Below are 13,210 nucleotides of genomic sequence, written 5' to 3' on the forward strand. Positions count from 1 at the left end.
GAGCCCCCATGGCAGACCTTCTTTGGCAGAAGCCCGGCGTCGCTGTCGACGCCCAGATCCAGACCTTCCTCGCCGGCGACGATGTGATCCTCGACCGCGAGTTCTTCCTGCATGACATCGCTGCCAGCGCCGCGCATGCGCAGGGCCTGCAGCACATCGGCATCCTCAGCGCCGACGAGCTGGCAGGCCTGCTGCGCGAGCTCGACGTGCTGGCGCAGGATTTCCGTGAAGGCCGCTTCGTGCTGGATACGCAGTACGAAGACGGTCACTCAGCAATCGAAGCGCGTTTGACCGAACGCCTCGGCGACGCTGGCCGCAAGATCCACACCGGCCGCAGCCGCAATGACCAGATCCTGGTCGCCACCCGCCTGTGGCTGAAGGAGAAGCTGCTGCGCGTGGCCGGGCTCAGCACCGACGTGGCCAAGATCGCGCTGGACCGTGCGCAGGCCGAGAAGGACCTGCCGATTCCCGGCTATACCCATATCCAGCGCGCCGTGGTCTCTTCGGCCGGCATGTGGTGGGCCGGATGGGCCGAGGCCTTCATCGACAACGCCATCCGCGCCCGTGACACCCATGCGCTGGTCGACGCCAATCCGCTCGGCACCGCCGCCGGCTACGGGGTGAACCTGCCGCTGGACCGCGAGCACACCACGGCCGCGCTCGGTTTCGCGCGCATGCAGATCTCGCCGATCTACGCACAGCTGTCGCGCGGCAAGTTCGAGCTGGCCGCGCTGGAAGCGCTCGGTGGCGCTACGCTGGACCTGCGCCGCATCGCCTGGGACCTGTCGCTGTTCACCAGCGCCGAGTTCGGCTTCGTCGCGCTGCCGGCGCAGTACACCACCGGCAGTTCGATCATGCCCAACAAGCGCAACCCGGACGTGATCGAGCTGATGCGTGCGACCCACGCCAGCGTCGCCGCCGCGCGCACCGAGATCGAGCAGCTGCTGTCGCTGCCTTCGGGTTATCACCGTGACCTGCAGTCGTCCAAGGGCGCCATCTTCCACGGCTTCGGCCGTGGCCTGGCCGCGCTGGAACTGCTGCCGGCGCTGCTGGCCAATCTGGAGTGGCGTGACGACAGGCTGCGCGCAGCGATCGATTCGGGCATGTATGCCACCGACGTCGCCGTGGAAGCGGCGGTGGCCGGTGTGCCGTTCCGCGAGGCCTACAAGGCCGCTGCAGCCGGTGCCGACAGCGCAGGGCAGGGACGTACCCCGGAAGGCAGCCTGGCTGCGCGTGTATCGCCGGGCTCGGCTGCCGATCTGCGCCTGGACGAACTGCGCGCACGCTGGCAGGCGCTGTCCTGATGGCGGGCACTGTCTATCTGGTGATGGCGATGCGCCGGCCGGACTTCAACGATGCGGCGGTGCAGCCGCACCGCGATTTCCTCGAGGCGTTGCAGGCACAGGGAAAGCTGCAGCTGACCGGTGGTTTCGCCGATGGCAGCGGTGGCGCCTATGTGCTGTGCAATGTCGAGAGTCTGGAACAGGCGCGGGCCATCGTCGCCACCGATCCGCTGGTGACGATGCACGCTTCCGAGCTGACCGTGCACGAATGGAATACCCGCTGAGGCCCTGACCGATGACCCTGCACGCCGCCACCGTCGCTTCGCCGTTCCCGCAACAGGCGCTGCCGCCATGGCGGCGTGCGGTGCTGAAGGTTGGCAGCAGCCTGCTGGCGGCCGATGGTGGCGGCCTGTCGCCACGCCACGCGCTGGGCCTGGCCCAGTTTGTATCCGCCAACGTACTGGCTGGGCGCGAGGTGGTGATCGTCTCCTCCGGCGCGGTTGCGGCGGGGCGCGCGATCCTGCCGCGGGCCGATGAACCCGGTGCGGCGATGGCGGCGCGGCAGGCCCTGGCCGCGCTCGGCCAGGCGCAGCTGATCGGGCTCTGGCAGCGCTTCTTCGAGCGCCCGGTGGCGCAGGTGCTGCTGACCCACGACGACCTGCGCAACCGCCGCCGCTACCTCAATGCACGCGCCACGCTGAGCGAACTGCTGCGGCTGGGTGCGCTGCCGGTGGTCAACGAGAACGACACCGTATCGGTGGACGAGCTCAAGCTCGGTGACAACGACAACCTGGCCGCGACCGTGGCCGCGCTGGTCGATGCCGATGCACTGTTCATCGCCACCGACATCGACGGCCTGTACAGCGCAGATCCGCGCACCGTGGCCGACGCGCGGCCACTGCACGACGTGCCGGAACTGAGTGACGATGTGCTGGCGATGGCCGGCGGCGCCGGCTCGCGCGCCGGCACCGGCGGCATGCGTACCAAGCTGGAGGCGGCGGCCAAGGCGGGCCGCCTCGGCATCGAGACCTACCTGTTCAACGGCCGCAGCAGCGATGTGGTGCGCGCGCTGGCGCAGGACCGCCTGTTCGGCACCCGCATCCACGCCGCACGCAGCCGCGAGGCTGCCCGCAAGCACTGGCTGCGGCACGCGCCGCTGGCCGAGGGCGCGATCGTCGTCGATGCCGGTGCGGCACAGGCGATGCGGGAGAAGGGCGCCTCGCTGCTGCCCGGCGGCATCACCGCTGCCGAGGGGGCATTCCGCCGCGGCGACATGGTGCAGGTGTGCTGGATCGCACCGCAGGGGCGTGTCTGTGTCGCCCGCGGCGTCAGCCAGTACGCGGCCGACGACGTGCGCCGGATCGCCGGCCATCATTCGCGCGACATCCAGGCCGTGCTGGGCTACAACTACGGTGGTAGCGTCGTCCATCGTGACGACCTGGTGCTGCCATGACCGGTTTGAAGGACACCCCGATGAGCGAAATCGAAGCCCAGGCGCGCGCCTGCCGTGATGCAGCGCAGATCGTTGCCGGCCTGGACAGTGCGGCGCGACGCACGCTGCTGCTGGCGATGGCGCAGGCCCTGGAAGTAAATGCCGGACTGATCCTGGCCGGCAACGCACGCGACCTCGCCGCCGCGCGCGACAAGGGCGTTGGCAGTGCCATGCTCGACCGCCTCGCACTGGACCCGCCGCGGCTGTTCGCGATGGCCGAGGCGGTGCGCGAGGTGGCCGCGCTGCCTGACCCGGTCGGCCAGGTGACGCGCGACGACGTACGTCCCAACGGCATCCGCGTGCAGAAGGTGCGCGTGCCGCTGGGCGTGATTGCGATGATCTATGAGGCGCGCCCGAACGTGACGGCCGAAGCCGCCGCGCTGTGCCTGAAGGCCGGCAATGGCGTGATCCTGCGCGGTGGTTCCGAAGCGATCCACTCCAATACCGCCATCGCCCAGGCGCTGGCCGGTGCATTGAAGGCCAACGGCGTACCGCCGGCGGCGGTGACCGTGCTCACCGACCTGCGCCGCGAGGCGATGCTGGAACTGCTGCAGCTGCATGAGCTGATCGACCTGGCCATTCCGCGTGGCGGCGAAGGCCTGATCCGTTTCGTGGCCGAGCACGCGCGCGTGCCGGTGATCAAGCATTACAAGGGGGTGTGCCACCTGTTCGTGGACGCCAGCGCCGACCTCGGCAAGGCCATCGACCTGCTGGTGGACGGCAAGTGCAGCCGGCCGGCGGCGTGCAATTCGCTGGAGACGCTGCTGGTGCACCGCGCCGTGGCTGACGCGTTCCTGCCGCGCGTGGCGCAGGCGCTGGGTGAGCGTGGGGTGCAGCTGCGCGCCGATGCGCAGGCGCAGCCGTTGCTGCCGGGCAGCACGGCGGCGACCGAGGAGGATTACGCCGCCGAGTTCCTCGATCTGGTGCTGGCGGTGCGCGTGGTCGATGATCTTGATGCAGCCATCGCGCACATCCGCACCTATACCTCCGACCACACCGAAGTGATCGCCACCGAGGACACCGGCCACGCCGAGCGCTTCGTCAACGCGCTGCGCTCGGCGGTGGTGATGGTCAACGCTTCGTCGCGCTTCTCCGATGGTGGCCAGCTGGGCCTGGGCAGTGAGATCGGTATTTCCACCACGCGCCTGCACGCCTACGGCCCGATGGGCTTGGAAGCCCTCACCGTTGAACGATTTGTCGTGCGCGGCGAAGGGCAGACGCGCACATAAGTGGATCCACGCGGCGCGTAGATGCTCTTCGCGGCAAACCCCGGTGCCGACCAAGGCCGGCACCCACCAGGCCCAAGCGCCGACCAAGGTCGGCAGCTACCAGGTCGTCGGGTTACACCACCTCGCGGCGGATGCCGACCGGCCGTGCGTGATCATCCATGTGCAGCGTGGCTGCCTTGCAGCCCATCAGGCGTTCGGCCAGCCCGGTGCTGGCGCCCAGATCGGCGGCCACTTCGTTGAGGCTGGCCAGGGGCCGCGGCAGGCGGCGTTCGCGGCCACGGAAGCGGGCGCGGTTGTACTCGGCCCAGGCGATCAGCAGCACGCTGGCGCACAGCAGCATCAATGGCAGCGCGACCAGCACGTACGGGTCGAACTGGTTCTGCCGTTCGTAGAGCTGCCGCCAGGCCAGCTGGCCACCGATCAACCACGAGAGCAGGGTCACCAGGGGGGCCCACAGATAGAAGTAGAAGCCCCAGAACGCCAGGGTGACGAAGCCCCAGGCCGTGCGCTGGAAGTGTGGCTGGCGATGCGGCTTGCGGATCATCCGCGAGTCGAAGCGGTTGGACGGGCGTTGCGCGTTCATCGGATCCCCCGGTCAGGGCTGGTCCAGGTGGCGCGCTTGCTGCGACGGCGCAGCAGCGTCTTGGGCAGCGCCACCAGGGTGGTGGAAAGGCTGATCAGCCAGTACGCCATCGGGTACCAGATGACCCAGAAGTAATTGCGTCCAATCTGTGTTTCGTAACGCCGGTCGATGATCAGGCTGCTGGCGAACTGCAGCAGGCAGACCAACGCCAGGATCACGCCATGCCACTCCGGCAGCAGGCTGGCGATATGCAGCTGCGGCGGCAGCTCGATGAACTTGCCCAGTGCCCACAGCAGCACGATGAACAGCATCGTGTAGGCCCAGACCACGCTCAACACGTACTCCAGCAGCACGCCCCACATGCGCCGCTCTTTCCAGTGCAGCAGCGAGCGCGCGTGGCGCAGCATCACTTCCACGCCGCCCTGGGCCCAGCGCAGGCGCTGCCGCCAGAGGCCCTTGAGCGTCTCCGGCATCAGGATGAAGCACAGCGCATTGGGTTCGTAGCGGATGTCCCAGTGCGCGCGCTGCAGGCGCCAGCTGATGTCGATGTCCTCGGTCACCATGTCATCCGACCACCAGCCGACCTGGTGCAGGGCAGTGCGGCGGAAGCCGGCGATCACGCCGGAGATGGTGAAGATGCGGCCATACACGCGCTGTGCCCGCTTGATCATGCCGATGATCGAGGAGAATTCCGCCACCTGCAGGCGTCCGAGCAGGGTGGAGCGGTTGCGGATGCGCGGGTTGCCGGTGACCGCACCGACCCGGTTGCCACTGACCAGGTGCCAGACCATCCAGTGCAGTGCATGCTCTTCCAGCATCGCATCGCCATCGATGCACACCAGGTACTCCGAGCGTGCGGCCAGTGCGCCCATGCGCAGCGCATTGGCCTTGCCCAGGTTGCGGTCCAGGTGCAGCACGCGAAGCCGTGGATGCCTTGCCGCCAGCGCATCCAGCCGTGCGCCGGTGTCATCGCTGCTGCCATCGTCGATGGCGATCACTTCGTAATCGGCGGGGTAGCGCTGGGCCAGCGCCGCAGTGAGCGTGTCGTCCAGGTTTTCTGCTTCGTTGTGGCAGGGCACCAGCAAGGTCGCGAAGGGAGGGGCGATCATCAAGGGCGGATCGTTGCGCGGACGTGAGTGACGCTCGCGCCGGAAGTAGTAGTACAGGCCACCGGACATCCAGAAGAAAGCCATCACCATCGGGTAGTAGAAGGCGAACTGGAACAGGACCTGCAGCAGCGGATGCATGTCCACGTCACTTCTCCGGGTACGGGAAGTTGCCGGCGGACATTGCCGCGCGGGCATCGCGGGTGGAGGGCTGGTCGGCGATGAAGTCATCGGGGTACCAGGCGAAGTGGTGCACGCCCTGCGCCTGCAACTGGCGGATCTGCGCACGCAGGCGCCCGGCGGGAATCGGCTGCCCGCTGCGCCAATCGACGGTCTGCAGCTCGAACAGCGTGTGCTGAAGCTGCGGGTCGTGCGCGCGTACCGCGGCCAGCAACTGGTCGAGCCAGCGCTCGGGGTGCCTGCTGCCTTCCATCCACGGCATCGCCATCAGCGCCGTCTGGTCGTAGGCCTTGTTGAACAGGTCCAGGCGCTGCGCGAACCAGGCTTCGCTCTGCGGGCGGAGTACCGGCTCGGCATACAGGTTGCGCACCGTTGCCAGTTTCGGCCGCCAGCGCTGCGCGCTGTTGCGCAGGGCCAGGGTGAAGTCGATCAGTGCCTGGGTACGTGCGCTGCCATCTTCGCCGGCCGCCAGGGCGGGCAGCTCGGTGTCGCGCAGGTAGCCGTCGTCATGGAACAGCAGGCCTTCGAAGTAGGAATTGACCGCCAGGTCCTCGTAGATGTCGAGCATGATCTGCCTGGCCTTCGGGTTGGTGAAATCCAACCGGTACATGCCGTCGGCATCCCCATTGCGGATCGCCAGCACCTTGCGCTGCTCCGGGTCGGGCAGTTCGAAGCCGAGCACTGGCAACCACGCGTAGACCTTCACGCCCGCGCGGGATTTCAGCTGCCAGGCGACGCGGCTGAACAGGTCCGCCCGCATCGGCATGTGCCGGTTCGGGAAATACAGCGCATCGGCGGTGTTGTTGCCGTCCGGGTCGGCAAAGGCCTGCAGATAGACATGGGTCGGCGCGATGCGCTTGACCCGCTCGATCAATGCATCGAGATTGCGTGCCTGCTGCGCTGGATCCGGGTCATACATATCATCCAGATCGATCTGCAGGGCGCGGATGCCATCGAGCGCCACGTCTCGGCGCAGTTCGTAGGCCAGGCCTTCCACGGTCGGGTTGTTGCTCACCAGCAATCGTGCCAGCCCGTGCAGGTCGCTGGCCACTGGCGTGCTACGGCCTTCCAGGTCGAACGAAACCGGCATGCCCAGCTGCTCGGCGATGTCGTTGCTCAACTGGTTGTACGCGGCATATGGCCAGACGATGGCGCGCGGGCGCACGCCCAGGTGCTGCTGGATGCGCTGCACGCTGCGCGAAAGATCAGTGCGCAGGCGCTGCTCATACTGTGTCCCGCTCTCGTAGCTGCGCGTGGCCGGGGTGTAGATGCGGGTGACCACGGCGGGCGTGGAGTTTCCCTGCGGATTGGCAAGCACGCCGTGGTGCAGGTCGTCGGTATGGCTGGCCACTTCGATCAGGCCACTGTCGTGCATCTGCTTCAGCTGCGCCCAGGTCACGAAGTCATCGTGGCCGAACGGGCGGTAGCCGTAGTCGATGGTGCGGCCCGGTGCCATGTCCACGTAATCGGTGATCACCGCCACCAGGGCCGGGTAGTGGTAGGCCTGCAGCAGCGGGAACGCCTTGTCGTAGACGCTGCGCAGGCCATCGTCGAAGGTCAGCAGCACCGGCTTGGGAGGCAGCGTGGCGCGGCCCTGCGAGGCCTCGATCAGCTGCGACAGCGAAACCGGGTGGTAGCCGTGCGCGCCCAGCCAGTCAAGGTGCGCGGCGAAGTTCTGCGTGCTCACCGCATAGGAATCGGCATCACCCTTGGCGGCCACCTTATCGCGGATGTCGTGGTAGCTGAGGATCAGCAGGCCGTTGTCGATCGCATCAAGATGCAGGGGCTGCTGCGCGAACGCCGGTGGCACGCAGGCCAGCAGCAGGAGCACGATCAGTCGCAGGAAGCGGGCCATGTCAGTCTCCCCAGCGCAATGCGGCTTCGAAGCCGATATGGCGCTCGCGATGGCCGTCGTAGACCGGTCGTGACCACCGCACGCCATACTCGAACACGCGGCCAGGGCCCAGCTGCCACTCGTGCATGTAGGACACCGACGGCACCAACGCGCTGCCGAAGCCGTCCTGCCAGTAGTCGCCCAGCGAGACGGTCAGCCGGTGCCGGAAGTGGCGCTCGTAGTGCCGCCACAGCTGCTGGTCGATGCGCAGGCCGATCTCGACCATGCGGTCGCGCTTCGGGTTGAAGTAGGGCGCATCATCGCGGCTGCCGCGACTGGTGTAGGCACTGGCCAGGCCATCGACCAGCCAGCGTGGGCGGGTCAGCAGGCGCTGTTGGACGCTGGTGCCGAAAAGCTCGCGGTGGTTGCCGTCGTCATAGCGGAAGCGGCTCGCGCCGAACGTCCAGTGGGTGAGCTCGCTGCGCCGGTAGTCCACCTGTGCGCTCACGCTGTCGGCGGTGATGCCGGCCGCGCGCGCCTGCATCGAGGCCTCCGGGTCATTGCGTGCGACCACCACGCCGGCGTGCCAGGAATCGTTGAACTGCCAGCCGACGCCGACGCGCAGGCCGGTGTCGCCGATGTGATCGTTGGCGCGCAGGACCGCCGCTTCCGCATCCAGCTGCCCGAAGCGGTAACGCACGCCCGCACCCAGCCACAGGGGATCGATGCGCTGGTCCTGGAAGTCGGTCACGCGACGGTCGGCGAGGGCGAACAAACGCCAGCGGTCATCAAGGACCGGCGTCTCCACGTCCACGCCGTAGTGGCGGTCGTTGTTGCCCAGGGGCGAAGTACCACCGCCCCCGGAGCTGCGGCCGATGTCGGTCCATGCCTTCAGCTGCCAGCCGCGATGCGCGCGCCAGGCCTGGTCCATGCGTTCGACTGCCGGCTGGGTGGGGTAGCGTGCGACCAGGTCATCGTGCAGCGGCCGCGCCAGGTCGTCGCGCTGCAGGGCGACATAGGCCTCTTCCATGCCCAGCCGCGGTTCGATGTCCCGCGGATCGAGCGCGTGTGCCATCTGCTGGCGCTGCAGCGCCCGGCGTGGCCAGCCGCGCATCATGTAGACGCTGCCCAGCGCACTCTGCAGCCCGCCGTTGCCGGGTGCGATCTCGACCATCGACTCCAGGTCGTGCTGCGCGGTGTGCAGGTCGCCGCTGTAGGCGCGCACCATCGCCAGGTTGAGATCGGCCTCGTAGCGCGACCAGTTCGCGTACGGCGACTTGCCGTTGCTCCAGCGCCACGCCGGCTCCTTGTCGCGCCATGCCTGCAGCAGGTCGATGGCTTTTTCCTGCTGCTCGCTTTCCAGGTAGGCGTAAGCCAGTTCCGAATGCGAGGCGTCGCGCGTCGGGTCGCCAGCGACGGCCGCCTGCAGCACCGGGATGGCTTCTTCAGGGTGCAGGGTGCCCATCAACGAATCGCCCACTGCGGGCAGCACGTAGTCGGGCAGGGTGTGGCCTTCGGCCTGCAGTGCCCGCGCTTCCTCGCGGACCTGTGCATGGCGGCCCAGCCGGTTGAGCAGGATCAGACGGTCCATGCGGATCCGCAGTGGTGCCTGCGAGGGCGGGGTGCCTTCGCCGCCGAGGTAGCGCTGCATGCGGGCCAGGGTCGATTCGGCTTCTTCCAGGCGGCTGTCCTCGCTGCTGCTGTAGGCCAGGCTCCAGACCACCAGCTTGGCCAGGTAGTCGCCCTCCAGGCGCTGTTTCTGCGCAGCGTCGAACAGTTGCGGGCGCTGCTGGTACAGCTCCCACGCACGCCAGGCGTTGCCGATGTCGCCCAGCGTCAATACGCGCAGCTTGAACAGCAGGTCGTCGTTGGGTTGCTGTTGGCTGGCGCGCTCGATCGCGCCCAGGGCGTCCAGCCAACGCGCCTGGTCTCGATAGCGGCCGATCTCGGCCAACGCTGCTTCGCGGTCGGGCGGGGCAGCGCTGCTGGCCCAGGCCAGGGCGGTGCAGGCGAGGCCGACGCAGAGCGCCAGCCGGCGGTGGACAACCATTGGGGACCCCCTTGGCTTCCGAACCAGACAACCTGAAAAATGTGACGCACATCACATGCCAGCTTTTGGCGTGGCCGTGGCCCGCGTCACTCCCTTCGTGCATTCCCGCCCAGCGAAGACGGATACAACCCGGACAGCGATCTGCGATGTCTTGTCTGAAACGAAGTCCCCCGCACACCGAGTGGTGGCCCGGGCGGCGCTGCCGCCCCCATGCCCGATGCCGGCACGCGGCAAGGATGGGCATTCGTGGGCACTATCCGCCCGGAATTGTCAGCCCGGCGTCAAAATGCGCAGACGGGCTGACGAATGGTAGGTGGGCCCGGTTGCGGGCCCCACGTGGCTTACCAGAGATCTTCCAGCTTGCGCGGCTTGCAGGCCACCCACGAGGCGCACAGCATCAGGGCGGCGCAGCCGAACAGGAAGCTGAACGGGAGGGTCCAGCCGTCGCTGACCGTGTGCAGCCAGCCGACCAGGAACGGGCCCAGGCAGCTGAAGCTGTAGCCCACGCCCTGCATGAAGCCGGACAGCGCCGCCGAGCCGGTCGGGGTGCGGGTGCGCAGGTTGATCAGGGTCAGTGCCAGCGGGAAGGTGGATGGGCCGACGCCGAGCAGGCAGGCCCACAGCAGGGGGGCCTTCATCGGTGCCAGCAGCAGGCCGGTGAAGGCGATCACGAACGAGAAAAAGCCGATCAGCACCAGCGGGAACGGGTTCTGCATGCGCACCGCCATCGACGGAATGACCAGCGATGGCAGCAGGCCCAGCGCCGAGAACACGGCGACCATCACGCCACCGAACGCGGGCGTGCCACCGGCCTCGACCACGATGCGCGGCAGCCAGGTGAACATCGAGTAGGTCATCAGCGAGGTCATGCCGAACATCAGCGTCATGCTCCAGCCCAGTGACGTGCGCCAGACCTTGCCGTGCGGCTGCGCGGTCGGATCGGACACGTCGGACTGCGGCTTCGGCGCGCGCGTGGCCAGCACCAGCCACGGCAGTGCGGCAGCCAGCGCCAGCAGCGCCCACATGCCCAGCGACACGCGCCAGCCTGCGGCGTTGGCCACCGGCACCGCCAGCAGTGCCGGCAGCATCGTGCCCAGCTGCAGCACGCTGATGTAGAGCGTGCTCATGGTGCCGACCTTGTTGGCGAAATAGCGCTTCACCAGCGGCGGCACCACCACGTTGCCGATGCCCATGCCGGCCAGTGCCACCACCGAACCCAACAGCAGCGTGCCGACGTTGCCGGCGCTGGAACGCAGCAGCAGGCCGGCCATCGCCATCACCATCGCCAGCAGCGTGGTGCGCTCCAGCCCGAGGCGCCGCGCCAGTGCCGGCGTGGCCACGCCGAACAGTGCGAACGACGCGGTCGGCAGCATGCCCAGCACGCCGGTCATGGTGGTACCGAAACCGAACTGCTGGCCGAGCACGTCCAGCAGCGGAGTGATCGAGGTGACCGCGGTGCGCAGGTTGATCGCTGCCAGCAGGATCGCGGCGAATGCGAGGACGCGGCCGTGCAGCAGCGACGGCGAATCGGAAGGGGAGGAACTCATCGGTGGTCCTTGCAGGTGTCGCACGCCGGGGCAATGGCATGCAGCGCCGGCATCGGTCTACGCCGAAGCGGCAGGTGGGGGAGGGGCTGCTGGCGGGCCGGCAGCGCGGCCATTGTACGTGCGGGCTCCGGCAAGGTCCCGTCATGCGGGCGGCCAGGTGCCTGATACAAAAAAACCCGGAGGACAGTGATGTCTTCCAGGCTTCTTGGTGACCACCGAAGTGGTCGGGGAGACAGGATTCGAACCTGCGACCTCTACGTCCCGAACGTAGCGCTCTACCAGACTGAGCTACACCCCGAAGGGAGCCGCCTATTCTAGCGATTCACCCCGATGGCGGCAAGGGGTGAATGCTGTTTTCTTCACACTGCCGAAGCAGTGCCACTTCAGGGAACAAAAAAGCCTGGACGACTTCACCAGGCTTCAATGCGACCACCGAAGTGGTCGGGGAGACAGGATTCGAACCTGCGACCTCTACGTCCCGAACGTAGCGCTCTACCAGACTGAGCTACACCCCGAAGGAGCCGCCTAAGATACCGTGTGAAGGCCAAGGCGGCAAGGTTTTTTTACAGCTCAGCGACGATTTTCTTTCTCGATGCGGTTCTGCTCGCGGGCTTCGAACCACATGCCGTTGAGGATGGCCACCGTCGAGGCGAGGCCGGCACCGAGAATCCAGGCGAAATACCACATGATCAGTCTCCTTCATTCCGGGTAGGTGCCGACCGTTGGTCGGCACACGTGCAAGCAATCAATACGCGTTCGGGTTGTTGCCCATCTCTTCGGTGGTGGTCTTGCCCTTCAGCACGCGGTACACCCAGGTGGTGTAGGCGAGGATGATCGGCAGGAACACCGCCGTGGCCAGCAGCATGATCCACAGGGTCAGGTGGCTGGACGAGGCATCCCACACGGTCAGGCTGGAGGTGGGCTGGCTCGAGGACGGCAGCAGGAACGGGAAGATGGCGAAGCCGACGGTCAGGATGATGCCGGCGATGGCCGCACCGGAGGCAATGAAGGCCAGGCCGCCGCGGCGGGCACGCAGCAGCACCGCACTGGCGAGCAGGCCGGCCAGGCCGAGCAGCGGGGCCAGGATCGTGGCCGGCATCGTGCTGTAGTTGCGCATCCAGCCACCGGCGGCGCCGAGTTCGGCGGTCTTCAGCAGCGGATTGGTGGCGCCGTCGGTGACCACCTGCGAGGTGATCTGGTAACCCGGCAGGCCGAAGGCCACCCAGGCGCCGCCGACCGCAAAGAGCACGAAAGCGATGATCGCGGCGATGCTGCCGAAGCGGGCCGCACGCTCGGCCACCGGGCCGTCGGTCTTCAGCACCAGCATGGCGGCACCGTGGGCGACCAGCATCGACACGCTGAGCAGGCCGGCCAGCAGTGCGAAAGGCATCAGCAGGCCGAAGAACGAGCCGGTGTAGAAGATGCGCATGCTGTCATCGAAGTGGAACGGCACGCCCAGCACCACGTTGCCCACCGCCACGCCCATGATCAGCGCCGGGATGAAGCCACCGATGAACAGCGCCCAGTCCCAGGTGTTGCGCCAGCGCTCGCTGGGCATCTTGCTGCGGAACTTGAAGCCGACCGGACGCAGGATCAGGGCGAACAGGATCACGAACATCGCCAGGTAGAACCCGGAGAAGCTGACCGCGTAGAGCGGCGGCCAGGCGGCGAAGATCGCGCCGCCGCCCAGGATCAGCCACACCTGGTTGCCTTCCCAGACCGGACCAATGGTATTGATCACCAGCCGGCGCTCAGCGTCGTTGCGGGCGACGAAGGGCAGCAGGGTGCCCACGCCCAGGTCGAAACCATCCATCACGGCGAAACCGATCAGCAGGATGCCGAGCAGCAGCCACCAGATCACGCGCAGCGTGGTGTAGTCCAGAAGAATGAAATCCATCTTGGTTCT

11 protein-coding genes and 2 tRNA genes are annotated in these 13,210 nt (G+C 67.4%); 4 read left to right on the forward strand and 9 right to left on the reverse strand.

Annotation, left to right across the window (positions count from 1 at the left end; all coding sequences use genetic code 11):
- Positions 1 to 8 precede the first annotated feature (8 nt).
- The 4 genes from argH to AC5P7A_RS01830 are packed head-to-tail and all read left to right on the forward strand — an operon-like array spanning position 9 to position 4,004.
- The gene (argH, locus tag AC5P7A_RS01815) at positions 9 to 1,304 is read left to right on the forward strand and encodes an argininosuccinate lyase (protein WP_014647782.1); all 1,296 of its coding nucleotides are present in this window, start codon (positions 9 to 11) and stop codon (positions 1,302 to 1,304) included.
- Positions 1,304 to 1,567, forward strand: a complete 264-nt coding sequence (locus AC5P7A_RS01820; protein ID WP_014647781.1) for a YciI family protein — start codon at positions 1,304 to 1,306, stop codon at positions 1,565 to 1,567. The genes argH and AC5P7A_RS01820 overlap by 1 nt, the downstream gene beginning before the upstream one ends.
- Positions 1,568 to 1,578: 11 nt before the next feature.
- A complete protein-coding gene (gene proB / locus AC5P7A_RS01825) occupies positions 1,579 to 2,736 on the forward strand; it encodes a glutamate 5-kinase (RefSeq protein WP_014647780.1) in 1,158 nt (385 codons plus the stop codon).
- A complete protein-coding gene (locus tag AC5P7A_RS01830) occupies positions 2,733 to 4,004 on the forward strand; it encodes a glutamate-5-semialdehyde dehydrogenase (protein ID WP_014647779.1) in 1,272 nt (423 codons plus the stop codon). Before proB ends, AC5P7A_RS01830 begins: the two co-directional genes overlap by 4 nt.
- Positions 4,005 to 4,116: 112 nt before the next feature.
- Here the strand turns inward: AC5P7A_RS01830 and pgaD are convergent, their stop codons facing one another.
- From pgaD to cydB, 9 genes are all read right to left on the reverse strand, one after another.
- Positions 4,117 to 4,587, reverse strand: coding sequence for a poly-beta-1,6-N-acetyl-D-glucosamine biosynthesis protein PgaD (pgaD, locus tag AC5P7A_RS01835; protein ID WP_014647778.1), 471 nt, complete (start codon positions 4,585 to 4,587; stop codon positions 4,117 to 4,119).
- Entirely contained in the window at positions 4,584 to 5,834 is a 1,251-nt protein-coding gene (gene pgaC / locus AC5P7A_RS01840; protein WP_172412062.1) for a poly-beta-1,6-N-acetyl-D-glucosamine synthase, read from the reverse strand. Before pgaC ends, pgaD begins: the two co-directional genes overlap by 4 nt.
- A gap of 7 nt (positions 5,835 to 5,841) precedes the next feature.
- Positions 5,842 to 7,728 (reverse strand): poly-beta-1,6-N-acetyl-D-glucosamine N-deacetylase PgaB, encoded by a 1,887-nt coding sequence (gene pgaB / locus AC5P7A_RS01845; protein WP_075076327.1) that lies wholly within the window; start codon positions 7,726 to 7,728, stop codon positions 5,842 to 5,844.
- 1 nt (position 7,729) lies between these two features.
- Positions 7,730 to 9,757, reverse strand: a complete 2,028-nt coding sequence (gene pgaA / locus AC5P7A_RS01850; protein WP_032956114.1) for a poly-beta-1,6 N-acetyl-D-glucosamine export porin PgaA — start codon at positions 9,755 to 9,757, stop codon at positions 7,730 to 7,732.
- A gap of 341 nt (positions 9,758 to 10,098) precedes the next feature.
- The gene (locus AC5P7A_RS01855) at positions 10,099 to 11,304 is read right to left on the reverse strand and encodes a CynX/NimT family MFS transporter (RefSeq protein WP_032956113.1); all 1,206 of its coding nucleotides are present in this window, start codon (positions 11,302 to 11,304) and stop codon (positions 10,099 to 10,101) included.
- A 221-nt stretch (positions 11,305 to 11,525) separates the two neighbouring features.
- Positions 11,526 to 11,602, reverse strand: a tRNA-Pro gene (locus AC5P7A_RS01860).
- 140 nt (positions 11,603 to 11,742) lie between these two features.
- Positions 11,743 to 11,819: transfer RNA gene (locus AC5P7A_RS01865), tRNA-Pro, on the reverse strand.
- A 55-nt stretch (positions 11,820 to 11,874) separates the two neighbouring features.
- Entirely contained in the window at positions 11,875 to 11,991 is a 117-nt protein-coding gene (gene cydX, locus AC5P7A_RS01870) for a cytochrome bd-I oxidase subunit CydX (RefSeq protein WP_005410354.1), read from the reverse strand.
- 58 nt (positions 11,992 to 12,049) lie between these two features.
- On the reverse strand, positions 12,050 to 13,201 hold the full coding sequence (gene cydB / locus AC5P7A_RS01875; protein ID WP_014647773.1) for a cytochrome d ubiquinol oxidase subunit II: 1,152 nt from the start codon (positions 13,199 to 13,201) through the stop codon (positions 12,050 to 12,052).
- Between the last annotated feature and the right edge of the window lie 9 nt (positions 13,202 to 13,210).

The organism is Stenotrophomonas sp. YJH_SMC_65 (assembly GCF_059369475.1).